The organism is Janthinobacterium sp. AD80, assembly GCF_002878455.1.
In the GTDB taxonomy this organism is placed as follows: domain Bacteria; phylum Pseudomonadota; class Gammaproteobacteria; order Burkholderiales; family Burkholderiaceae_D; genus Janthinobacterium.
The window spans coordinates 1-23711 of sequence record NZ_NRDQ01000150.1 but is presented as its reverse complement, the minus strand read 5'-3'; the positions used below and the strand labels follow the sequence as shown (position 1 = coordinate 23711).

General features: G+C 65.1%; 22 protein-coding genes. 8 read left to right on the top strand and 14 right to left on the bottom strand.

Going from position 1 to position 23711, the window contains the following annotated elements; all coding sequences use genetic code 11:
- Positions 1-173 precede the first annotated feature (173 nt).
- Positions 174-938, bottom strand: coding sequence for a GNAT family N-acetyltransferase (locus JaAD80_RS23385; protein WP_102298020.1), 765 nt, complete (start codon positions 936-938; stop codon positions 174-176).
- A gap of 144 nt (positions 939-1082) precedes the next feature.
- Here JaAD80_RS23385 and JaAD80_RS23380 point away from each other — a divergent pair, with 144 nt between their 5' ends.
- Positions 1083-3392 carry an FdhF/YdeP family oxidoreductase gene (locus JaAD80_RS23380; protein ID WP_102298017.1) on the top strand — a complete coding sequence of 770 codons (2310 nt, stop codon included), beginning with the start codon at positions 1083-1085 and terminating at the stop codon, positions 3390-3392.
- On the opposite strand, the gene fdhD is transcribed toward JaAD80_RS23380, so the two are convergent.
- The 4 genes from fdhD to JaAD80_RS23355 all read right to left on the bottom strand — a co-directional run bounded on the left by fdhD (position 3382) and on the right by JaAD80_RS23355 (position 7922).
- Positions 3382-4200, bottom strand: coding sequence for a formate dehydrogenase accessory sulfurtransferase FdhD (fdhD, locus tag JaAD80_RS23375; RefSeq protein WP_374755269.1), 819 nt, complete (start codon positions 4198-4200; stop codon positions 3382-3384). The genes JaAD80_RS23380 and fdhD overlap by 11 nt on opposite strands.
- Before the next feature lie 78 nt (positions 4201-4278).
- On the bottom strand, positions 4279-4971 hold the full coding sequence (locus JaAD80_RS30865) for a hypothetical protein (RefSeq protein WP_180979553.1): 693 nt from the start codon (positions 4969-4971) through the stop codon (positions 4279-4281).
- 105 nt (positions 4972-5076) lie between these two features.
- Positions 5077-6534 carry a Ppx/GppA phosphatase family protein gene (locus JaAD80_RS23360; protein ID WP_102298011.1) on the bottom strand — a complete coding sequence of 486 codons (1458 nt, stop codon included), beginning with the start codon at positions 6532-6534 and terminating at the stop codon, positions 5077-5079.
- Between the two features lie 305 nt (positions 6535-6839).
- Complete coding sequence (locus JaAD80_RS23355; protein ID WP_102298008.1) at positions 6840-7922, bottom strand: calcium:proton antiporter; 1083 nt, start codon at positions 7920-7922, stop codon at positions 6840-6842.
- Between the two features lie 303 nt (positions 7923-8225).
- Between JaAD80_RS23355 and JaAD80_RS23350 the strand changes: the two genes are divergently transcribed.
- Positions 8226-8609 carry a hypothetical protein gene (locus JaAD80_RS23350; RefSeq protein ID WP_102298006.1) on the top strand — a complete coding sequence of 128 codons (384 nt, stop codon included), beginning with the start codon at positions 8226-8228 and terminating at the stop codon, positions 8607-8609.
- 5 nt (positions 8610-8614) lie between these two features.
- Here the strand turns inward: JaAD80_RS23350 and JaAD80_RS23345 are convergent, their stop codons facing one another.
- Both JaAD80_RS23345 and JaAD80_RS23340 read right to left on the bottom strand, forming a co-directional pair.
- Positions 8615-9766 (bottom strand): diguanylate cyclase, encoded by a 1152-nt coding sequence (locus tag JaAD80_RS23345; RefSeq protein ID WP_102298003.1) that lies wholly within the window; start codon positions 9764-9766, stop codon positions 8615-8617.
- A gap of 37 nt (positions 9767-9803) precedes the next feature.
- Positions 9804-10079 (bottom strand): hypothetical protein, encoded by a 276-nt coding sequence (locus tag JaAD80_RS23340; protein ID WP_102298026.1) that lies wholly within the window; start codon positions 10077-10079, stop codon positions 9804-9806.
- Between the two features lie 220 nt (positions 10080-10299).
- On the opposite strand from JaAD80_RS23340, the gene JaAD80_RS23335 reads away from it, so the two are divergent.
- Together JaAD80_RS23335 and JaAD80_RS23330 are read left to right on the top strand one after the other, a co-directional pair.
- Positions 10300-11070, top strand: a complete 771-nt coding sequence (locus tag JaAD80_RS23335; protein WP_102298000.1) for a transferase spermidine synthase — start codon at positions 10300-10302, stop codon at positions 11068-11070.
- Between the two features lie 153 nt (positions 11071-11223).
- Positions 11224-14109 carry an EAL domain-containing protein gene (locus tag JaAD80_RS23330; RefSeq protein WP_102297998.1) on the top strand — a complete coding sequence of 962 codons (2886 nt, stop codon included), beginning with the start codon at positions 11224-11226 and terminating at the stop codon, positions 14107-14109.
- Here JaAD80_RS23330 and JaAD80_RS23325 read toward each other — a convergent pair.
- From JaAD80_RS23325 to JaAD80_RS23300, 6 genes are all read right to left on the bottom strand, one after another.
- Entirely contained in the window at positions 14106-14339 is a 234-nt protein-coding gene (locus JaAD80_RS23325; protein WP_102297995.1) for a hypothetical protein, read from the bottom strand. The two genes, JaAD80_RS23330 and JaAD80_RS23325, sit on opposite strands and share 4 nt — an antisense overlap.
- A gap of 34 nt (positions 14340-14373) precedes the next feature.
- Positions 14374-15441 (bottom strand): MORN repeat-containing protein, encoded by a 1068-nt coding sequence (locus JaAD80_RS23320; protein WP_102297993.1) that lies wholly within the window; start codon positions 15439-15441, stop codon positions 14374-14376.
- 77 nt (positions 15442-15518) lie between these two features.
- Entirely contained in the window at positions 15519-16400 is an 882-nt protein-coding gene (locus JaAD80_RS23315; protein WP_102297991.1) for a LysR family transcriptional regulator, read from the bottom strand.
- 102 nt (positions 16401-16502) lie between these two features.
- A complete protein-coding gene (locus tag JaAD80_RS23310) occupies positions 16503-17120 on the bottom strand; it encodes a hemolysin III family protein (protein ID WP_102297988.1) in 618 nt (205 codons plus the stop codon).
- Between the two features lie 100 nt (positions 17121-17220).
- The gene (locus JaAD80_RS23305) at positions 17221-18705 is read right to left on the bottom strand and encodes an NYN domain-containing protein (RefSeq protein WP_102297985.1); all 1485 of its coding nucleotides are present in this window, start codon (positions 18703-18705) and stop codon (positions 17221-17223) included.
- Positions 18706-18817: 112 nt separating this feature from the next.
- Positions 18818-19909 (bottom strand): S9 family peptidase, encoded by a 1092-nt coding sequence (locus JaAD80_RS23300; protein WP_258003142.1) that lies wholly within the window; start codon positions 19907-19909, stop codon positions 18818-18820.
- A 259-nt stretch (positions 19910-20168) separates the two neighbouring features.
- Between JaAD80_RS23300 and JaAD80_RS23295 the strand changes: the two genes are divergently transcribed.
- Positions 20169-20540, top strand: a complete 372-nt coding sequence (locus tag JaAD80_RS23295; protein ID WP_102297981.1) for a flagellar basal body protein — start codon at positions 20169-20171, stop codon at positions 20538-20540.
- A 16-nt stretch (positions 20541-20556) separates the two neighbouring features.
- Here JaAD80_RS23295 and JaAD80_RS23290 read toward each other — a convergent pair whose 3' ends face one another.
- Positions 20557-21165 carry a TetR/AcrR family transcriptional regulator gene (locus tag JaAD80_RS23290; protein ID WP_102298022.1) on the bottom strand — a complete coding sequence of 203 codons (609 nt, stop codon included), beginning with the start codon at positions 21163-21165 and terminating at the stop codon, positions 20557-20559.
- 140 nt (positions 21166-21305) lie between these two features.
- Here JaAD80_RS23290 and JaAD80_RS23285 point away from each other — a divergent pair, with 140 nt between their 5' ends.
- The 3 genes from JaAD80_RS23285 to JaAD80_RS23275 form a co-directional block, all read left to right on the top strand.
- Positions 21306-22367: a sugar phosphate isomerase/epimerase gene (locus JaAD80_RS23285; protein WP_102297978.1), complete on the top strand. Its 1062-nt coding sequence runs from the start codon at positions 21306-21308 to the stop codon at positions 22365-22367.
- Between the two features lie 13 nt (positions 22368-22380).
- Positions 22381-23247 (top strand): alpha/beta fold hydrolase, encoded by an 867-nt coding sequence (locus JaAD80_RS23280; RefSeq protein ID WP_102297976.1) that lies wholly within the window; start codon positions 22381-22383, stop codon positions 23245-23247.
- A partial coding sequence (locus JaAD80_RS23275; RefSeq protein WP_146012500.1) for an alpha/beta hydrolase occupies positions 23244-23711 on the top strand: 468 nt, incomplete at its 3' end. The genes JaAD80_RS23280 and JaAD80_RS23275, both read left to right, overlap by 4 nt.

Genomic DNA, 23711 nt, shown 5'->3' with positions numbered 1-23711 from the left:
CCTTTCTGGCGCTGTACCACGACGCCGTGCGGCGCCACGGCAGCATCGGCGAACCCGAAGCCGTCACGGCGCCCCTGCGCTTCCTGCTCGACCTGCTGCCGCCGGACAGCGCGACGGCCGGCTTGCGCGGCGCCATACAGGCGCTGGCCAGCCAGCTGCCGGGCTGACGCTCGTCAGTTGGCCGGCACCACGCCGTAATGGCGCGCATAGCGTTCATCGAGATTCGCCAGCGGCATCATCATGAACATGTCGGCGCTTTCGAAATCAGGATCCCAGGCCGGCTCGCCGCAAATCCACGCGCCCGAACGCAGGTAGCCCTTGATCAGCGGCGGCACTTGCGGCTTGTGCGCCGCTTCCACCTGGTGGATGGGAAATGGCAGGTGCGGCGTGACGCGGTATTCGCTGGGGGCCATGTGCTTCTCGGCCAGCGCCTGGTAGACGGCGACGGCGTTATGGCCGCCATCGGCCAGGCTGATGCTGGCGCAGCCGACCAGGTAGTCGCAGCGCTCGCGGCGCATGTATTCGGCCAGGCCTGACCACAGCAGCATGATCACGCTGCCGCCACGGTACTTCGGATGGATGCAGGCGCGGCCCGCTTCGACCATGCGTCCGCGCAGGTTGTTCAGGCGGCTCAGGTCGAATTCATTTTCCGAGTACAGGCGGCCGATCTTCGCCGCCTTGGCAGCGCTCAGCACGCGATAAGTGCCCACCACTTTCAGGGTATCGGCGTCGCGCACGATCAGGTGATCGCAATGCGCATCGAATTCATCGCTGTCGAGGCCATCGGCATTGGCCAGCGACGTCAGCCCCATGGTCTCGATAAACACCTTGTAACGCAGACGCTGCACTTCACGCAATTCCGCGGCCGTGGTGGCCTGGCTCAGCACCAGCTGCACTGGCCGGGCCTTGACGTCGTTTGATGCGATTATGTTTTGCATGGTTTCATCCCTGTGATCAAGACGACTCCAGCGTACTTGTCTAATATGTCAGGAAAATGACAGCCGAATGTCATTTCCATGACGCAAGTCAATGCCCTTGGGAGATCGTGCATAATTACCACACTCGCCCCGCCGGAAGACGCCATGAAAGATACAGATGCCGCCCGCATCAACCCCTACACCAAGCCTGCCGCCGGCTGGGATGCCTTGAAACACGTGGCCATCAGCCTGCGCCAGGAGCGTGTCGCGCCCGGCAAGCTGAAAGCGCTGCTGGCGCAGAACCAGCCGGACGGCTTCGACTGCCCCGGCTGCGCCTGGCCCGACCGCGACCATGGCTCCACCTTCGCCTTTTGCGAAAACGGCGCCAAGGCCGTCGCCGCCGAAGCCACCAGCCGCCGTGCCGGCCCAGAGCTGTTTGCCAGCTACACGGTCACGCAGCTGCTGCAGCAATCGGACTACGCGCTCGAGCAGCATGGCCGCCTGACGCAGCCGATGGTGTATGACGCCGCCAGCGACCGCTACGTGCCGATCGCCTGGGAGGACGCCTTCGCCCTGGTGGGCCGCCACCTGCGCGCGCTGCCCGATCCGGACCAGGCCGCGTTTTACACGTCGGGGCGCGCCAGCAACGAGGCAGCCTTTCTGTTCCAGCTGATGGCGCGCCTGCATGGCACCAACAACTTCCCCGACTGCTCGAACATGTGCCATGAAGCGACCAGCCGCGGCTTGCCGGCCACGGTGGGCATCGGCAAGGGCACGGTCACCCTGGACGATTTCGACCTGGCCGACACCATCCTCATTTTCGGCCAGAATCCCGCCACCAACCATCCGCGCATGCTGGCCGAACTGCGCGGCTGCGCGCGCCGTGGCGGCAGCATCGTTTCCATCAACCCGCTGCGCGAGCGGGGTCTGGAGCGCTTCACCGACCCGCAAAGCGCGCTGGAAATGGCGACCCTGGGCAGCACGCGCCTGGCCGGCCTGTTCGTGCAGCCTACCCTGGGCGGCGACTTCGCCCTGATCAAGGCGGTGGCCAAGCGCGTCGTCGAACACGACGACGCGGCGCAGGCGGCCGGCATGCCCGCCGTCATCGACCATGCCTTCATCGCCGAGCATTGCAGCGGCTTCGACGCCTTCCGCGCCGACCTGCGCGCCGAGCGCTGGCATGTGCTGCTGAAGGAATCGGGCGTGGCGCGCGCACAGGTCGAGGCGCTGACGGACGTTTTCATGCACGGCCAGCGCGTCATCGCCACCTGGGGCATGGGCCTGACGCAGCACAAGCACAGCGTGGCGGCCATCCGCATGCTGTCGAACCTGATGATGCTGCGTGGCCAGATCGGCAAGCCGGGCGCGGGACTGTGTCCCGTGCGCGGCCACTCCAACGTGCAGGGCGACCGCACGGTGGGCATCGAGGAAAAGCCGAGCAAAGCCTTCCTCGACCGCCTGGGCCAGGTGTATGGTTTCGCGCCGCCGCGCAAGCACGGCCACGACGTGGTGGCCAGCATCGCCGCCATGCGGCGCGGCGAGGTCAAGGTGTTCATCGCGCTGGGCGGTAATTTCGCCGCCGCCACGCCGGACACGCCGCTGACCTTCGCCGCCCTGCGCCAGTGCGCGCTGACGGTGCAGGTGGCCACCAAGCTCAATCGCAGCCACCTGGTCATCGGCAAGGAAGCCCTGCTGCTGCCGACCCTGGGACGCACGGAAATCGACTTGCAGGGCGGCGTGGCGCAGGGCGTGACGGTGGAAGACTCGATGAGCATGGTGCATATCTCGTATGGCCGCAACGCGCCCGCCGCGCCGCAGCTGCGCTCGGAAGTGGCCATCGTCGCCGGCATGGCCGAAGCGGCCGTGGGCAGCACGCTGGTGGACTGGCGCGCGTATGCTGCCGACTATGCGCGCATCCGCGACGATATCGGGAAGGTGTTTGACGACTTTTACGACTACAACGCCAGGGTGGCGCAGCCGGGCGGCTTTCATCTGACGGTGGCGTCGCGCCAGCGCGTGTGGAAGACGGCCAGCGGCAAGGCCAGCTTCCTCGTCGCCCCGCTGGACCTCGACACGCCGCTGCACCGCGCGAAGCAGCGGCATGGCGAACGCCTGATGGTCCTGATGAGCACCCGCTCGCACGACCAGTACAACACCACCATCTATGGCATGGATGACCGCTACCGCGGCGTGTACGGCACGCGCAAGGTGGTCTTCGCCAACAAGGAAGATATCGCCATGCTGCGCTTTGCCGATGGCGAACTGGTGGACCTGATCGGCGCCTGGGACGATGGCGTGGCGCGCCGCGCCGACGCTTTCAGGCTGGTCGCCTACGACATCCCGCGCGGCTGCCTGGGCGCCTACTACCCGGAAACGAACGCGCTGGTGCCGCTGGACAGCACGGCCGACGGCGCCGGCACGCCGACGTCAAAGTCCGTGCCCGTGCTGCTGCAACGCAGTGAAGTTAAAGCGTGATGGCGGGCGTGTAATCGACGTAGGCATCCTGGCGGCAGAAGCCCACCAGCTTCATGCCCGCCTGCGTAGCGATATTGATCGCCAGCGAGCTGGGAGCGGAGATCGTCGCCAGCAGGGGAATCTGCATGCGCGCCGCCTTTCGCGCCAGCTCGTAGCTGCCACGGCTGGACAGGAAGACGAAACCGCGCCGCATGTCGGTGCCATTCAAGGCCAGGTGGCCGATCAGTTTATCCAGGCCGTTGTGGCGGCCGATATCCTCGAACACGTGCACGATGGCGCCGTCGGGCGCGCACCACGCTGCCGCGTGCACGCCGCCGGTGGCCTGCATCAGCGCCTGGTGTTCGCGCAAGCCGCTCGACGCGCGCGCCAGCGCGGCGGGCAGGTCGACGCGGATCAGGGACGGCGGCAGCGCTTGCGGCTGCAAGTCGAGCATCTCGATGCTGTCGATACCGCACACGCCGCAGCCGCTGCGGCCCGTCAGCGCCCGGCGGCGGTCCTTCAGGCGCACGAAATCTTCCTGGGCGATGGTCAGCGCCACTTCGGCCGAATCGGCACGCAGGAACACTTCGCAGTCGAAGATGGCGCCGGCCGACGGCACCACGCCTTCCGTCAGCGCAAAACCATAGGCAAACGCCTCCAGGTCGCGCGGAGTGGCCATCATGACGACGTGGGAAATGCCATTGAAGACCAGCGCGACGGGGATTTCCTCGGCGACGTGGTCGATGGCGGGAGTCGCATCGCCCGCGCGGTGGCGAACGATGGCGCGCTCGATGAAGCCGGCGCGTTCGGCGTGGGTATCTTCTGACATGGCAACCATGGGGAAACTATCACAGGCCCCATGGTAAACCAGAACGGGCAAGCAGGGGGCGACCCCCTGCCCGCGCCATCAATCCTTCTTCGGACGACCGGTTTTCAGCTGCGGCAAGCCGGCCAGCACGTTTTGCAAGGTCGCCAGGTCGATCTGGCTGATCAGCGCCACGCCGATGCGCAGCAATTCGCTTTTCTTGATCTCGAAGCCGGCCTTCAGGCAGGCTTTTTTCACCTGGCCCAGCACCTCGTATTCCGCTTCCGGCATGGTGAAGCTGTCGCGCACCAGTTTCGGCTTGCGGGCTTTTTCCTTGACGGCGGCAACCTTGGCGGCCGGGGCTTTTTTCACGGCGGCCGGCTTGGCGGCAGCCTTGGCCACGGGTTTCGCGGCGGCTTTCGCTGCCGGCTTGGCAGCTGGCTTGGCGACGGCTTTCACGGCTGGCTTGGCCGCTGGCTTGACGGCAGCTTTTGCTGCAGGCTTGGCGGCCGGCTTGGCGAGCGGTTTTGCAACCACGGCCTTGGCCGCAGGCTTGGCCGCTGGCGTCCGGGCGACGGCAGGCTTGGCTGCGGCAGGCTTGGCGGCTGGCGTTGCCGCCGGCTTCGCCGCCACTGGCTTGACGGCGGCTGGCTTGACGGCTGCCTTGGCTGCAGGTTTGGCTGCAGGCTTGGCGGCCGGTGCGGCCTTGGCCGCTGCCGCATTGATCGATGCGCTGGTCGGGAACATCGATACGGGCGCGCTGTCGGCTTTTTTCGCTGGCACAGTCTTGGTCATGGATTCTCCAATTTAATAAATAATATAAACAATATATACTGTTTCTTGAAATCTTGCTTGTCACACATCAAGGCAAACGCCTTGCTGCAGCTCCTGCATCAACCTCTAGGCGCTGGCGCGGATGGTGAAGTCCACCCCTACCTCATCCCAGAACTCCTGCTCCTTCTCGATCCAGAACGAGACGGTAGGATGGTGCGCCACCCAGCCGCGCTTGATATCGAGTTCGATGCGGCTCTTCATGCGCAGCCGCAGTTCGCTGAAATCGGCCTCGATGCGCGCGTGCATGAGCAAAATGGACAGGCGCAGCGCCAGCACGGCCTTGGCGAAATCCGGGTCGGACAAGCCTTCGCCAACCTTGCGCAGATTGCCCTTCTGCGCCAGGATCAGCCGGCTCATGGTCTTCTGTTCGCGCGTGGTAAAGCCGGGCAAATCCGCATTTTCCACGATGTAGGCCGCATGCTTGTGGTAGCCCGTCTGCGACACGGCCAGGCCCACCTCGTGCAGCAGGCTGCTCCAGCGCAAGCATTTCACCAGCGCCTCGGAGGTGGGCTTGAGCTGGGCGTACATGGCCAGCGCCTGTTCGGCCACCCGGCCGGCGCGCTGCTGGTCGATATGGAATTTTTCCATGCAGCCCTGCACCGACTGCTCGCGGCGGTCGCGCTTGGTCGAACGCAGGTACAGGTCCCACATCACGCCCATGCGCAAGCCCGCCTCGATCGGCGTCATGGCGGGTATGTCGAGCTCACGGAACAGGCCAATCAAGATAGCCAGGCCGCCGACGATGGTGCTGGCGCGGTCGGGCCGCAGGCCCGGCATGTCGATGCGGCTGGTGTGGCCCAGTTCAATGAAGCGCTGCGCCAGCGCATCGAGGCTGGCGCCGGTGAGCAAACCATCCCCCAGCTTGTTGCGGGCAATGATGTCGGCGATGGTGCGGATGGTGCCGGAGGAGCCGTAGGCCGTCTTCCAGTGCTGCGGATGGTAGGGCGGCGCCGCATCCTCGAAATGGCTGCGCGCCGACAGAATCGCCGCCTCGAACGACGGCGCGTCGATGCGCCCGCCGATGAAGAACGACAGGCTTTGCTTGACGGTGCCCAGACTGAACGATTCGACACGTTCGATATCATTGCCGCGCCCGAGTATCAGTTCCGTGGAGCCGCCGCCAATATCCATCACCAGCCGGCGCTCGCCGGGAATCGCCAGCGAATTGGCCACGCCCATGTAGATCAATCGCCCTTCTTCCTCGCCCGAGATGATCTCGATCGGGTAGCCGATGGCCTGTTCGGCCAGCGGCAGGAAGACGGCGCCGTTGCGCGCCACGCGCATGGCCGAGGTAGCCACCACGCGCACGGCGTCGAGTTCATAGCCGGCGAGGATGGCGCGAAAGCGCTGCAGGCATGCCAGCGCGCCCTGCATGGCCGCCTCGGTCAGGTCGCCATTGGCGTCCAGGCCGGCGGCCAGGCGGATCGGGTCGCGCACGCTCTTGATGACGCGGATGGTGTCGCCATCATGCTTGCCGACGTGTAAACGAAAACTGTTGGACCCCAGGTCCACCGCTGCATACATACTGGCCTCTTGTCTTGTCATTGCTGCGCCAACCGCTGAAAAATTATCAAACTGAGTTGGCAAACTATATAAATCATTTAAACGATTTAAAAATCCTACCACACTACCCCCATCGTATGACAGCAGCGTGACAGGATTGTGACAAAACGGCGCTTAGCGGTGACGTTCAGGAACGTCTGGCAAAACCGTAGCGAGCGGAAGGAAGTTGCGGTTGAGAAGCGCAACTGCACGACGGCACGGGGACGCCGAGCCAGTGAGCATCGCAGACCGCACCTTCCGACGCGCAGCAGGTTTTGACAGATGTTCTACGGCACGATCGTGGTAAACAGATAGACGGCGAAAATCACCAGGTGCACCGTGCCCTGCATGACCGTGGTGCGGCCCGTGCCCAGCGACAGGGTTGCCACCATCAGCGACAGCAGTAGTAGAACGGTCGATTTGATATCGAGTCCCAGGGTAATCGTCAGGCCCGTGGCCAGCGACACCACCACCACGGCGGGTATCGTCAGGCCGATGCTGGCCAGGGCGGAGCCGAGCGCCAGGTTCAAGCTCGTTTGCAAACGGTTGGCGCGCGCGGCGCGCACGGCGGCCAGGCCTTCTGGCAGCAGCACGATGGCGGCGATGACGATGCCGACCAGGGTTTTCGGCGCGCCCATGGCGGCAATCGCCGTCTCCAGCGCGGGCGCCAGCGACTTGGCCAGCAGCACCACGGCGCCCAGGCACACCAGCAAGGCGCCGGCGCTGATCCAGGCGACGCTGGCCGTCGGCGGTTCGGCGTGCACTTCCTCGTCGCCCACGGCTTCCTTGGGCAGGAAGTAATCGCGGTGGCGCACCGTCTGCACCAGCACGAAGGTGCCATACAGGACCAGGGAAATGACGGCGATGAAGATCAGCTGGCTCGAATTGTAGTAGGGGCCGGCGGCGCTGGAAGTGTAGTTCGGCAGCACCAGGGTCAGGATGGCGATGGCTGCCAGGGTGGCCAGCGACGCGCTCACGCCCAGCAGGCCGAAGCTCTGCTCCTTGTGGCGTCCGGCGCCCAGCAGCAGGCAGATGCCGACGATGCCGTTCAGGATGATCATGATGGCGGCAAACACGGTGTCGCGCGCCAGGCCCGTCGTTTCCGGCCCGCCGGCCAGCATCAGCGAGACGATCAGCGCCACCTCGATCAGGGTCACGGCCAGCGCCAGCACCAGGGTGCCGTACGGTTCGCCGATGCGGTGCGCCACCACTTCCGCGTGGTACACGGCGGCCAGCACGCTGCCGATCAGGCCGGCGACCAGCAGGATCTGGTAGGCACCGCCGAAGTCGAAGGTGGCGCCGAACAGGAACAGCCAGCCGGCGAGCGGTGCGGCAAGGGGCCATACTGGCAGGGATTTGAGACTTTTCATGATGGGCCTTGCAAGAGTAAAAAAAGGACTGCGTGCGGATGGCAACTGCGGCACAGATGCCCGCCCCACAGGATAACTTGCTTTGCTTAAAGGAAAGTTAGGAGATTCACATGCCTGGCTGCCAACGCCCTGCCCCCACGGTTCATGGCCGCCATCCTGGGCTCAATTGCTGCGGCGCACCTGCTTGCTGACCTTAACTATAGTCCCTTTGGTAACATGCAGTTTCAATTTTTCTTGTCTTTTTGCTTGCGGATGCCGTCATACTATATGGAAAGACTTTCCGCCATCGACCCAGGAGTAAGCATGATTTCAATATCCAGCGCAGCCACGCGCACCGTGTTGTTCGCGTTCGCCGGCAGCTTGCTGTGCGTTGCCGTCCAGGCCAGCACGCCAGCGCCACGCAAGGATGCGGCCGCCGCCACGAGCGCCGCGGCGCCCCCGGCGCAGGATGTAGACGCGGACTGGGCCACCCCGCCCGCGCCTGCCGCCGCGCCCAAGTGGCAGGACAGCCTGCCGCCCGCGCCAGCGGTGGCGCCGCGCGAAGAAAAGATCTTGCCCAGGAGTGAATGGCTGAGCGTGGAGCCGATGAAAGCGCCTGACCACCGCTGCGATCCCGGCCTCGATGCCCTTTTCCTGAGCAAGGAATGCGGCAAGCAACCCAGCTGGCTGGGTTCGCCCAAGAAATAACCGGCTTACACGTCCAGCGTGCTGGCAGGCTGGGCCTCGACCACCCTGTTGCGGCCCGCCTGCTTGGCCGCCTGCAGCGCTTCGTCCGCCCGCTTGAACAGGCTGACGGTGCTGTCCTCGGCGCGGATGGTGGTCACGCCCAGGCTGGCCGTCAGCTGCAGCACGGCGCGCTCCGTCTTGACGGGCAGCGCCGCGACGGCGGCGCGGATGCGCTCGGCCACCATCAGCGCATCGTCCAGGTTGGTGCGCGGCAGCTGGATGGCGAATTCGGCGCCGCCCAGGCGGCCCATCAGGTCGCTGTCGCGCAATTGCTGGCGGCAAGTGTCGACGATGGTTTTCAGCACCGCATCGCCCACCGGATGGCCGTAGCTGTCGTTGACGCGCTTGAAATGGTCGATATTGAGCACCACCAGCGCCGTCGGCAAGCCGGGCCGGCGTGCCAGCGCCATCCATGGCGCCAGCGCCTGGTAAAAACCGCGCCGGTTCGGCACGCCCGTGGCCGTGTCGACGACTTCCAGGCGCGCCAGTTCGCCGCCCAGCTTTTCGCGCGACAGCAGCAGGTAGCCGAAGGCATTCGTCAGCATCATCAGGTACAGCGCGCCGAAACCGGCCAGCTGCATCAGCTCCGCATCGAAGCCCGGCACGGTGGCGGCCAGCATGCCGCGCGCGGCGATCAGCAGCGACAGGATGCCCATGCTGACGACAAGGAAGCGGCGCAGCATGCTCGCCTCGCGCCATTTCAGGCACAGCGCGGCCACGCCGGCCAGGAAGAAACCGGCGACGATCAGCGAACCGCCCGCGCTGCGCAGCAGCGGCGCCACGTCGAACAGGTAGCAGCCGGCAAACAGCGCGATGGACACGCCCAGCGCGGGCAATACCGTGCGGCGCCAGTTGCCGCGCCCGGCCGCCTGCCACAGCGCGCCCGCGTCAAGCGCCATGCCCGCAAACAGCAGGCTGTTACCCAGCAGGATGGAGAGGAAATCGGGCAGCACGCCGCGGAAATACAGCAGGCACCAGGCCACGGCCTGGCATTGCTTGGCCACCGCCCAGGTGGACATGCTGAGCGACTTCTTGCGCTCGTACTCAAAGAAGAACAGGGCCGCGCACAGGCTCAGGTTGCCGAGCGCCAGGGCCAGTACCAGGGTCTTGATATCCATGGGCTATGCTATCGCCGCGCCAGCGCGGCACGCTGTGTCAGATTTCGTGTTCGACATTGGTGCTGCCGTCGCCAACCTTGCTGGCCCAGGCCTGCACGAAGTACTGCTTTTCCGCCTCGCTGGGCGCGTCGTGCCAGAAGACGATCAGGGTGCCCTTGTGATCGTGAATCTGCGCCACTTTTTCAATGAAAACGAAGTTGGCGGCCTGGTCGGCCAGCGCCGCCGCGTAGCCGTACACGCGCGTCAGCCGCTCGATGCGGTCAGGCTCGGTAAAGCTATTCGTGGCCGTGATAATCGGGTGATCCAAAAACATGCTTGTCTCCATGGTGCCCGGCTGCGCGGCCTTGCCGGCGCCCGCCGTATGATGCCTTGCGCCGCGCTCGAAACCACGCGTCAAATGGCAGGTGGCCAGCCCGCCGCGCCATTGCGCACACTGTGTGCGGATTACAATTCGGGTATGCTCTCGGGAGCTTATCAGATTTCTCTGAATGCAACAAAACATCCAGCCCCGGTCCACTCAGCGAAATCCATCCATGCCGCACGCCCAGCTCTCTTCCCAGCCAGCGCCCCAGGTGCATACCTGCGGCGACCGGCGCCGCCTGGAATTCCAGCCGGGCATGATCCAGAGCGAAATGCTGCTGTCGCGCCCCGACCATCTGCTGCTGCGCTATGCGCGCGCCATGATGTGCTTTACCCTTTTCGTGCCACGGCCACGGCATATCCTGATGGTGGGCCTGGGCGGCGGCTCGCTGCTGAAATTCTGCCACCGGCACCTGCCCGACGCGCGCATCACGGTGCTGGAATTGCGCGCCGACGTGATCGCCCTGCGCGAACAATTCATGGTGCCGCCGGACGACGCGCGCCTGCGCATCATCGAGACGGACGCCGTCAGCTATATCCGCCAGCATCCGGGCTGCGCCGACGTGCTGCTGCTCGACGGCTTTGACGAGACGGGCTTGCCGCCGGCCCTGGGCAGCGCGCGCTTTTATGCGGACTGCCTGCGCGCGCTGCTGCCTGGCGGCGTGCTGGTGGCCAACCTGTTCAGCTATGACGAGCACTACCCCGCCATGCTGGCCCGGCTGATGCTGACCTTCCGTGGCGCCGTCTGCAGCTTCGACGGCATCGCCGGCAACAACCGCATCGTCTTCGCCGCCAAGCCGGAACAGCATGCAGCGGGCCGCGCCATGCGGGCCGTGCGCCTGGCACGCTGGCGCCGCGCCTGCGGCCTGGCCTTCCTGAACCGCTTGCTGCCGGCGTGGCAGTTGTGGCGCGTGCGACGCCGCAGCGCTGCCGGCCGTAACTGATAGTCATTTCCAATGTGCAACTATATTGTTGCTTATTAGCAGCGATATGGTGCAAAATCCGCATGGCGGATGTTGTTTATGACAAACTACGGCCTTCGCGGGCCCGCAGACGCTGCCGAATTATTGTATCCATGAAGTGAGATAGGAAACCCCATGTTGCGTGGCCGCCTGCCATTGTCGATTTCCGCCGCGGCCGCGCTGACCTTTGCCTGCGGCGTTAGCGTGACGGCCGTGCTGTTCGCCGCCATCAGCCAGCTCGAATACGACAAGATGAGCCTGAGCCTGCAGCAGCGCGCGGGCGCCAGGGTGGCCGCCATCGAGCAGGGGCTCGACGACGCGGTGGAAGTGCTGACCACCACCAACCAGCTGTTTGCAGCTGTCGTGCCCGTCACGCGCGGCCAGTTCCACGACTTCACCACGCCGCTGCTGCAGCGCCACCCCTTCATCCAGGCCTTCAATTTCCACCGCATCGTGCCGCATGCGCAGCGCGCCGCCTTCGAGGCGGAAATGCAGCGCCTCGTGCCCGGCTACGCCATGATGGAAATGCGCGACGGCGCCATCGTGCCGGCCGCTACGCAAGCGAGCTACCTGGTGATCGACTACCTGGAACCGCTGCAGGGCAACCGCCCCGCCTTCGGCCTGAACGTGCGCCTGAACGGCTTGCTGGCCGGCGCGCTGGAACAGGCGATCGTCAGCAACCAGACCACGGCTACCGGCCTGCTGGCCCTGGCGCAGGGACCGCAGCGCGGCTTCGTCATCCTGCGTCCCGTGTACCGCCATGGCGTGCCTTTGCAAACGGTGGCGCAGCGGCGCGCGGCGCTGGTCGGCGATACGGCGGCCGTCATCCGCGCCAGCGAACTGGTGCAGAAAATCCTCGAAGGGGCCGACCTGCTGGGCGATCCGCAGCTGGAAATCAGCGTGTATGCGGACGCCGGCGCCGATCCGCGCCAGCGCATCTTCCAGCATGGCCAGGCGCCGGCCGACGAACCGCAGAGCGCCTGGAAATCGCTGCCGCCGTGGCTGCAGTTCGCCTACCACAGCCACTATGACCGGGCCTTCGCCTCGGCCGGCCGGCCATGGCACGTGCGCGTGGTGGCCCATCCGCGCCCCTTCCTGGCCGACCATCTGGGCTCGCTGTTTACCCTCGTCGCCGGCTTGCTGTTCAGTCTGCTAACAGCCGCTTTCGTGCAGTCACTGACGCAGCGCTCGCGCCGCGTGCAGCTGCTGGTCGAGCAGCGCACGGCGGACCTGAAACGCAGCAACGAGCTGCTCAGCGCGGACGTGCGCGCGCGCCAGCGCACCGAACGCGCGCTACAGGAAAGCGAGAAGCGCTTCCGCCGCCTGCTGGCCCTGTCCTCGGACTGGTACTGGGAACAGGACGCGCACTTCTGCTTCACGCATATCACCAGCGGTTTCACGGACAAGTCGAACATGCCGCTGGAACGCTTCATCGGCATGACGCGCTGGGACAACAACCCGGAGATGCGCAATTCGCGCTGGGGCAAGCAGCATATCGCCAACCTGGAAGCGCACCTGCCGTTTTCCAACCTCGAATACGCGATGCACGACCGCGACGGCCAGCTGCGCTGGTTCAGCATCAATGGCGAGCCGCTGTTCAATGAGCTGGGCGAGTTTCGCGGCTACCGCGGCACGGGTTCGGAAATCACGGAGCGCAAGCTGGCCGAGCAGCAGATCCAGCATATCGCCCATCACGATGTGCTGACGGGCTTGCCCAACCGCGCCCTGCTGCGCGACCGCCTGGCGCAAGCGATGGCCCTGTCGCGCCGCAAGAACCGCGCGCTGTGGGTCTTGCTGATCGACCTGGACCGCTTCAAGTTCGTCAACGACAGCCTGGGCCACAAGGCCGGCGACCTGCTGCTGAAAACCATCGCCACGCGCCTGCAGGCCAGCCTGCGCGAGAGCGATACCGTGGCGCGCCTGTCCGGCGACGAATTCGTCGCCATCCTGTGCGAACAGGCCGACGAAACCCTCAGCAACGCCATCGTGCAGCGCGTGATGGATGCCGTGGCCCAGCCGGTGCTCCTCGATGGCAAGGAATTCGTCGTCACCTGCAGCATCGGCGTGGCCGTGTACGACATGGCGCGCTACGACGCGCCCGGCGACGTAACGCTGAATGGCGAGACGCAGAACCTGATCGAGCAGGCCGACATCGCCATGTACTGCGCCAAGAAACAGGGCCGCAACAACATCAAGTTCTACACCACGGCCATGAACCAGGCCACCCTGGAACGGCTTCGCATCGAGACGGCGCTGCGCAATGCGCTGGAGCGCGGCCAGTTCGTGCTGCATTACCAGCCGCAGCTGGACCTGGCCAGCGGGCGCATCGTCGGCGTGGAAGCGCTGCTGCGCTGGCAGCACCCTGACCTGGGCATGGTGGCGCCGCAGCGCTTCATCGCCCTGGCCGAGGATACGGGCCTGATCGTGCCGATCGGCGCCTGGGTCATGCGCCAGGCCTGCGCGCAGATGCAAGCCTGGCACGCGGCGGGCCTGGGCAAGCTGCGCCTGGCCGTGAATTTGTCGGCGCGCCAGTTCAATGAACCGGCGCTGGTGGCGTCGATCGCCGCCGTGCTGGCCGAGACGGGACTGGAACCGTCATGCCTGGAACTGGAGCTGACGGAAAGCCTGTTCATGCACGACGTGGCGCTGGCGGTGAGCCAGCTGCACGACATGAAGGCGCTGGGAGTGCAGCTGTCGATCGATGATTTCGGCACCGGCTATTCCAGCTTCGCCTACCTGCGCACCTTCCCCATCGACGTGCTGAAGATCGACCGCAGCTTCGTCAACGACGTGGCGCGCGATGCCGACGACGCGGCCATCGTCGTCTCCATCATCGCGCTGGCGCACAATTTGAAACTGCGCGTGGTGGCCGAAGGCGTGGAGACGGCGGAACAGCTGGACTACCTGCGCCAGCACGGCTGCGACGAGGCACAGGGCTTTTACTTCAGCCACCCGCTGCCCGCGCATGAAGTGGAACAGCTGCTGGGGACGGAAGTGGCCGTCCTTGACGTTCCTGCCTAGACAGTGCCCGTCGTCGGCACCCGCGCGCCCAGTTCCAGCTCCGTCCAGTCCGGCGGCAGACCGCAGTCTAATAAATACCCGGCAACATCGCGCAGGCGCGCGGCGTCGATGCCTGCTTGCGGCTGCGTCCACAGGGCGTCGCATTCCGTGCAGACGATCACTTCCTGCCGCGTTTTCCGGATGACCGCGCGAATCAGATCGCCATATTCACCGCACGTTGTGCACCACATGTTCCTGTCTTTCCTGAAAGTTCCCGCGAGGTCGTCAATTGCCAAAGCTGAAACGGAAAGGCACCGCCATGGCGCACGGATGCCCGCCGCAGCGGCCCGGCGTATATTTGGCCAGCATCAGCACCGAGGCCACCATTTCCCCCGCCTGGCGGCTCGGCACCTTCAGCAGGGCCACGCTCGTGGGCGTGCCCTGCTCATCCACGCTGACATTGGCGTGTATCTCACCAACCTTGTCCAGGCGACCGACCACGCCGCTGAGCGTGCGTGACAGCTCGGCATTGCCATTCGCCAGGTAGGGCGGCACATCGTCTTCCTGCAAGACGGGATAGTAGGCATGCTTCACCACGCGCTGCTGGTCCGGCGTCAGCCTGGCATACGATTTTTCAGGCGGCACGATATAGCCGGAAGCGGCCACGTCCGCCAGATGCGAGCCTACCGAAGCCTGGTGATGCTTGACCTGGAAGCGCTGCGTCGATATCGGCGCCACTTCCTTGCCGCTCAGCAGGAAACTGCCGTTGAAACGGCCTTTCAGCACCTGCCCGTTGGGATAGAGGATTTCGCCGTCGCCGTGCGGCTTGCCCTGGTGCCATTGGCCCTTGTAGCTGCCGCCCAGCGCAAAGACCATGGTGCCGCTGCCTTCCGGCCAGCCGACCGAGGTTATGCCCTGCTGCCAGGCGCCTTCGTAGCGGTCGCCATATGGCGCAAAAAACTTCACGTCGCCCGCCACACGGCCCTGCTCAAACCTGGCCACCAGCTTGTTTTTGTCCGCAAACACGATGATGGCCGCGCCATGCAGCAGGCCGTCGCGATAGCTGCCGTCATGCAGGCTGCCGTCGGCCCATTGTGCAATGCCCTTGCCCTCTGGCGTCCCTTTGCTCAGCGTGCCCTCGTAACGCTCCGTTTCCTTGCCGGCCAGACTCCATTGCAATGCACCGGGACCGCTGGCGTAGCCGTCGTTGCATGCGCCGTTCCAGTCGGGCGTGTGTCCGGCCACCCGGGGGTTCGTGGCGATACGGCAATCGTCCCGGCCCACATAGGCCGGTTCGGCAGCAGCGGCAAGTCCGCTACACAGCAGCATGGCAATGGCGACACGTGTTTTCATGGATGATCCAAATAATTAAATGACAATGGTAGCATCCGGATCAGGCACAAAATACGTATTTTATTGCATGCGGATCACTACAGCTTCTGCTGCAGGAATTCGAGGAAGCAGCTGATGCGCTGCGCCAGCTGCGTATTGCGGTAGTAGACGGCGTGGATCTGCTGGCGGTAGCCCGTAGAGAACGGCTGCAGCACTTTCACCAGGCGGCCGGCGGCGATGTCGTCACGCGTCATGAAGTCGGACAGGCAGACGATGCCCTGGTCGTGCAGGGCCAGCTGGCGCAGGGTTTCGCCGCTGGAGGCGGCCAGCGCGGGCACGATCTGCAAGCTGTTGCCCGCTTCGTGGCGCAGCGGCCAGTTGTTGCCCAGCTCGTACTGCGCAAAGCCCAGCAGCGCGTGGCCGGACAACGCTTCCGGCGTGGCCGGCGTGCCGTGGCGCGCCAGGTAGGCGGGCGTGGCCAGCACGTGCAGCGGGCTGGCGCTCAGGGCGCGCGCATGCAGGGTCGAGTCGACCAGCGCGCCGATGCGGATGGCGATATCGGTGCGGTGTTCCAGCAGGTCGGCGATCTGGTCGTTGCTGGTCAGCTCCAGACGGATCTCCGGATACAGGGCGCGAAACTCGGCCACGTGCGGCACCACGCAGTGCAGCATGAAGGGCGAGGCGGCATCGACGCACAGGCGCCCGGCCGGCTTCTGGCGGCGGATGCGGATCGATTCTTCCACGTCTTCCATCGAGGCGAGGATGGCGCGGGCCTTTTCCAGGAACAGCTGGCCCTCTTCCGTCAGCTCCATGCGCCGCGTCGTGCGCGTCAGCAGCGAGGTGGCCAGCTTGTCTTCCAGCCGTGACAGGGCGCGGCTGACGCCCGAGGTGGTTTGTCCCAGGTGCACGGCGGCCGCGCTCAGGGTGCCGCTGTCGATGACGGTGACGAAGATTTTCAGGTCATCCGAATTGATATCCATTGTTGCCTTATTACTCCCGTACTATTGCCGCATTGTTGCGCGATTTTCACATATCACGCCATTATAATGGAACGGTGGCAACAGTGAAGGCAGGCGCCAACGTCAGGCAACGTAGAACAAAATGGCGACAAAATGGCAGCTACTGCCGGCCAGCACGAACAGGTGCCAGATGCCGTGGCCATGGCGCAGCTTGTGGTCGGTGGCGTAAAAGACGATGCCGCCCGTGTAGCACAGGCCGCCAGCGACCAGCCACAGGAAACCGTTCCATTCCAGCGCCGCCAGCAGCGGATTGATGCCGATGACGATCAGCCAGCCCATGGCCACGTAAATCACCAGCGACAGGATGCGCGCGCCGCTGGCATACAGGTATTCCTGCGCGATGCCGATCAGCGCCAGCCCCCAGACGACGCCGAACAGCGACCAGCCCCACGGTCCGCGCAGGGTCACCAGCATGAAAGGGGTATAAGTGCCGGCGATGAGCAGGTAGATGGCGCAGTGGTCGAGCCGCTGCAGCACGGCCTTGGCCTTGCCGCGCACGCTGTGGTACAGGGTGGATGTCAGGTACAGCGTGAGCAGCATGGCCGCATACACGCTGCAGCTGACGATTTTCCATGGGTCGCCCGTGCGGGCCGCCACGACAATCAGGAAGATGCCGCCGATGGCCGCCAGCGCGGCGCCCACCGTATGGGAAATGCTGTTGAAGCGTTCACCGTGGTACATGCTTAAGCCGGGCGTACAGGGACGCAGCAAAATGCCGGGGTCGGACCCGCCGGGACTCTGCGTCCCCGTCCGACCCCGGCCCTTGCGTTGGGGGCGTCAATCAAGCCTCTTCCGCCTTCTTGCGCGCGGGACGGCGTGCCGGCGTCTTGCGTGGCGCCTTGGCTGGCTTGTCTTCGACGACAGGAGCGACTTCCACCGGCGCAGGCTCGATGACTTCCACTACCGCCTCAGCCGCTTTCTTGGCCGGCTTCTTCGCCGCTGCCGCCTTGCGGGCCGGCGTGCGCGGCTTGGCCTTCGGTTTCGCTTCCACTACCGCTTCGGCGACGACTTCCACTACCGGCTCAGGCTCAGGCATGATTTCCAGCACCGGCGCCACTTCGACGGCGGCGGCTTCGGCACGCGCTTCGCGGGCGCCATCGCCATTCTTGCGGCCGCCACGGCCATTGCGGCGCGAACCGCGCTTGGCGCTGCCTTCTTCAGCCACCAGATCGGCGGCCGCTTCGGCCACTTGGTGCGGCACTTCCGGCTGCGGCGCCGGCGCATACTGTTCGACAACGGCTGTTTCCGCGTCGGCCACGGGCACGAAAGCCTGTGGCGCTTCGTTGCGGCGATGCTCGTTCTGCTTGCGGCCACCACGGCCATTGCGGCGCGACTCGCGGCGGCTGCCGCCTTCGCGGTTGCCCTCTTCCGCCGTCACGGCCGTGTCGCCGGCGACGGCCGCTTCGCTGGCCACCTCGCCGTTCAGGGCGGCCGGCACGGCCACCAGGCCGCTGCTGCGGTAAACATAGGCGCCCGATTTTTCATCGCGGCCAAATTCCAGCAAGCCGCGCGCCTGCGCTTCTTCCAGCAGGTTGCCGAAGGTGCGGAAGCCGTAGTAGGACTCGCTGAAGTCCGGCTTGCGGCGCTTGATCGCTTCTTTCAGCATCGAGGCCCAGATCTTGCCGCTGTCGCCGCGTTCGGAGACCAGCGCGTCGAAGGTCTCGACGGCCATCTCGATCGCTTCCGTCTTGCGCGACTCGTATTTTTCCTTGCGGCGCACTTCCTCGTCCGGCGAGCGCTTGGCGGCCGGCGTGTCGCGCGCGTCGCGCTTGGCGGCCGTGCGGCGGCTTTCGCGCACCAGATCATCGTAGAAAATGAATTCGTCGCAATTGGCCACCAGCAGGTCGGAGGTCGACTGCTTGACGCCCACGCCGATCACTTGCTTGGCGTTCTCGCGCAGCTTCGACACCAGCGGCGAGAAATCGGAATCGCCGCTGATGATGACGAAGGTATTGACGTGGGCCTTGGTGTAGCACAGGTCCAGCGCATCGACCACCAGGCGGATGTCGGCCGAATTCTTGCCGGACTGGCGCACATGGGGAATTTCGATCAGTTCGAAGTTCGCCTCGTGCATGGTGCCCTTGAAGCTTTTATAGCGGTCCCAGTCGCAATACGCCTTCTTGACGACGATACTGCCCTTGAGCAACAAGCGTTCCAGGATAGGTTTGATATCGAATTTTTCGTAGTTTGCATCTCGCACGCCGAGCGCGACGTTTTCAAAGTCGCAAAACACGGCCATGCTGAGGTTTTCTGGGGATGACGCCATAAGGGTGAATTCTCGCTGGATGATAAGGGCGGGCGGGAAGCGCAAGGCCTCCCTTTTCCCCTAGTATATTCGCCCGCCCCCCGTTTCGGCGACAACTATCGTGCGCGGACCCTTAATCGGCGCCGCCGGCGGCGCTGGCGCCCGGGCCTGGGCCGCCTGGCCACACCACGCTGGCATCGACGCAATACAGGTGGCAGGGCGTGCTGCTGCGCCGCTGGCAGGAAGCGAGCGCCCGGTAGTCGGGGCTTTCGCCCTCCTCCGCCCAGCCCCAGGCACCGCTTTCCGACAGGGCAAAGGCGCGCGGCGCCGTCTTGTCGAGGAATGCCCGGTAGGCGGCGCGCCCCGGCTCCGTCAGGTAGGGCACGGCGGCGATGTCGTCCAGCAGCGCGAAATGCGTCTCGGCCGGCGGCGGCGGGTCGATCACGCTATACACTTGGCGCACCGGCATGCCGATTTCTTGCAGGAAGCGCAAGGTGGCGGGCAGCCAGACCGCCACGCCGTCGCGACTGCCCAGGGTCAGGTGGGCGTCGCGCTTGAACGGACCGTAGGCCACCAGTTCACCGCGGCCGCCGGAACCGGCAAACGAATTGAATAGCCGCCGCGCCAGCGCCGGCCCGAAATAGGAATCGTTGGCGCCATACAGCCACAGGCTGGGAATGCGGTTGTAGGCGCCCAGGGTGGCGAAGGCCCGCGTCAGCGAGGCTTGCCAGTCGCAGCCGGACATGTCGACGCGCAGGCCGCCGGAGAAATTGAGCACGCCGCGCACGCCGGGCAGCGCCCTGGTGGCCAGCGCCAGCGCGGCCATGCCGCCATACGACTGGCCCGCGACGACGATGCGCTGCGGGTCGACCCAGCGCTGGCGGCGCGCATACGCCAGCGCGGCCAGCACGTCGCGCGCCTGGCCTTGCGCATTGCCCAGCATGTCGCAGCCGAAATCGCGGTAGGTCCCCGTGGACTGGGCATAGCCGGCACGCATGGGCAGCATCACCGCATAGCCGCGGCGCACGAATTCGGTGGCCATGTAGATGAAGCGCTCGCGCGCCTGCAGCTTGGCCGGCCCCGCCTGTTTGCCGTGGTTCATCAGCAGCAGGGGAAACGGGCCGGGGCCGCTGGGGCGAAACACCGTTGTTTCCAGCACTTCGCGCATGCCGTCGCCGGCTGGCACCATGATGATCTGCTCGTTCAAGCGGGCGTCGAGCGGCAATGATGCAGACTGGGCTTGCAGGCACAGGCAAGGCAAGCCCAGCAGCAAGCCCGGGAGAAGATGGCGAATAAGGGGGAAAATGGCAGGCTCCGTGCAAGATTTCCCAGCCAGTCTAGACAGTGAAACGGCTCGGCACAATATTAAAAAGTTACGGAGAGTAACTTTTTTTGCGGCCATCGCCCACGTTAAAAATGTTGCCTTGCACCAAGCACATCTTGCCCGCATGGGTGTAAACTAGACGCATTCTGAAGGAGTTGCCATGTCCATATCCGCCCTCACCACCGGTACCTCGGGGCTGACCGCCAACCAGCGCGCGCTGGACGTGGCCGCCAACAATATCGCCAATGCGAATACGCCCGGCTTCCAGCCGCAGAAAGCCGAATTCCAGGAAAACAGCCCCGCCGGCACGGGCGTCACCCTCTCTGTCGAAGGGCGCAAGCTGGCCGCCACGGAAAGCGTCAGCGGCGCCACCGCGAATGCCGCCAAGGCGGCCGAAAGCCGCCCGAACGGCGTCGGCCTGGCCTCCGAACTGACGGATAACCTGGTCTACAAGGCCGGTTTCAACCTGTCGGCGAATGTCGTCAAGGCAGCCGACCAGGCGCTGGGCAGCCTGATCGACGTGAAAACTTGAACCCTGCGGCTATCGATCAGATAGCCTGATTTTTCAGTTCCAGCAGCAAAGGCGCCATGGCCGGCGTGATCAGCGCCAGCAGCCGTTCGGCGGGAATGCCGTCGCGCGCCTGCACCGACAGGCCGTGCAGCAGCGCCGCATAATAGTCGCCCAGCGCCTGCACGTCCGCCTCCTTCTTCAACTCCCCGGCCAGCTGCGCCGCGCGCAAGCGCTCGATGACGGCTTGCGTGCGCGCGCGGCGGTGCTGCGCCAGCCAGTCGGCGATGCCTGCGTTTTCCGCGCTCGTATTCGTGGCGGCCGTAACCACCATGCAGCCTTGCGGCTGGCCGCTGCGCGTGTACAGCAGCACGGCTTCTTCCAGCATGCGCGCCACGGCATCGCGCACATTCAGGCTGGCCGCCAGCGCATGCACGGCAAACGCGCCCTCGCCCGTTTCATACAATGCCACGGCTTCGCGGAAGAGCTGTTCCTTCGAACCGAACGCGGCATAGATGCGCGCCGAGGCGATGCCCAGCGCCGCCACCAGGTCGGCCATCGACACGCCTTCGTAGCCGCGCGTCCAGAATGCATCGCGCGCCTTTTCCAGCGCCAGCGCGCGGTCAAATTCCCTCGGTCTTCCTGCCATTTTCATCCTCTGCTTGCAAACTGGCGGCCAGTATAACGCCTGGCGCCGGCCACGCGTTCGCCAATTATTTTGCATCGACGCCTTGACCGCGCCAGAAATTTCCCCTATTCTTTGTCGATCGACAAACAATAGGAACCGATATGAAAACCATCCAAGGACCGAGCCTGCACCTGGCCCAATTCGCCGCCGACACGGCGCCCTTCAACACCCTGCCCGCCATCGCCGAATGGGCGGCCGGCATGGGCTTCAAGGCCCTGCAGATTCCCGCCTGGGATGCGCGCCTGTTCGACCTGGCGCAGGCCGCGCACAGTCAGCAATACTGCGATGAACTGGTCGCCATGCTGGCCGGCCATGGCCTGGTCATCAGCGAATTGACGACACACATCCTCGGCCAACTGGTGGCCGTGCACCCGGCCTATGACGCGCTGTGCGACAGCTTCGCGCCGGCGCACCTGCATGGCCAGCCGGCAGCACGCACGGCGTGGGCCATCGAGCAGGTAAAACTGGCGGCCATGGCCTCGAAGCGACTGGGCCTGACGGACATGGGCACGTTTTCCGGCTCGTTCGCCTGGCCATATTTATTCCCGTTCCCGCAGCGCCCGCCCGGCCTGATCGAGACGGCCTTCGATGAACTGGCGCGCCGCTGGCTGCCCATCCTCGACGTGTGCGAGGAACAGGGCATCAACCTGTGCTATGAAATCCACCCCAGCGAAGACCTGCATGACGGCATCAGCTTCGAGATGTTTTACGAGCGCGTCGGCCGCCACCCGCGCTGCAAGATGCTGTTCGACCCCAGCCACTTCGTGCTGCAGCAGCTGAACTACCTGGAATTCATCGATATTTATAAAGACCACATCCGCATGTTCCATGTGAAGGATGCGGAGTTCAATCCGACGGGACGGCAAGGCATCTATGGCGGCTACCAGTCATGGGAGAACCGCGCCGGGCGTTTCCGCTCGCTGGGCGATGGCCAGGTCGACTTCAAGGCGATCTTCTCGAAGATGGCGCAAAACGATTACGCGGGCTGGGCCACCCTGGAATGGGAATGCTGCCTGAAGGACCAGGAAACGGGCGCGCGCGAAGGCGTGGCCTTCATCAATGCCCACATCATTCCCGTCACCGACAAAATCTTTGACGACTTCGCCGGCGCCCCCGTCAGCGCAGAGCAGATCCATACCCTGCTGGGCATCCAGCACAACTAATCAAGGAAACAATATGAACGACTTCATTCACGATTACGTCCGCATCGACGGCCAGCGCCTGCATTGCGTGATTGCCGGCGAAGGCCAGCCCGTGCTGCTGATCCCCGGCTGGCCGCAAACCTGGTACGCATGGCGCCACGTGATGGCGGCGCTGGCAGCGAATGGCTACCAGGCCATCGCCATCGATCCGCCCGGCAGCGGCCACTCCGACCGCCCCGCCGGCGGCTACGACACGGGCACCGTGGCGGCCACCCTGCACCGTTCCATGCTGGCCCTGGGCCACACGCGGTACGACGTCGTCGGCCACGACATCGGCATGTGGGTCGGCTATGCGCTGGCCAGCGATTTCCCGCAGGCCGTGACGAAACTGGCGCTGACGGAAGCCGTGATTCCCGGCCTGGCGCCCGCGCCGCCCATTTTTGTCGCACCATCCGACAACATCTTCCTGTGGCATTTCATGTTCAACCAGGTACTGGATTTGCCGGAAATGCTCACGGCCGGCAAGGAACGCGAATACATCCGCTTCATCTTCGACCGCTGGTCGTACCGGCGCGACCAGGTGGCCGTCGACGTGTATGCGGACGCCTACGCCACGCCGGGCGCCCTGCGCGCCGGCTTCGCCTACTACCGGGCGATTCCCGAAACCATCCGGCAAAACCTGGAGCGGGCGAAAACAAGCCTGGCGATGCCGGTGCTGGCCATCGGCGCCGACCATGCGACCAACGACGCGCCCCTGCTGACCATGCAGGGCAAGGCGGACGATCTGCAAGGCGCCATCGTCGCCGAATGCGGCCACTTCATCATGGAAGAACAGCCGGACGCGTTCATCGGCCACCTGCTGCCCTTCCTGGCCGGAGAAAAGTCAGGAAACAACGCATGAGCCTTGACCCGCTGATCGCCGCCTGGCTGGAACAGACAAAAGATGCGCCGCCGTCCGCCTCGCTGGCGGAGCTGCGCGCCGCCACGGAAACGGGCTTGCGCCAGCTGCATGGGCCATTGGAAGACGTCGCGGCCATCAGGGATTATGTGCTGCCCGGAGAGCATGCGCTGGCCGTGCGCGCCTATGTGCCAGCCGGTGCGGACACGGACCAGCCCTTGCCCGCCATCGTCTTTGCGCATGGCGGCGGATGGTGTCTGTGCTCGCTGGACCTGTACGACAACCCGTGCCGCGCGCTGGCCAACGCCACCGGCTGCGTGGTCTTTTCCGTCGACTACCGGCTGGCGCCCGAGCACAAGTTCCCCGTGCCGCTGGAAGATTTCTACACGGCGTTGTGCTGGGTAGCCGAGCACGCCGGTGCGCTGGGCATCGATGCACGGCGGCTGGCCGTGGGCGGCGACAGCGCG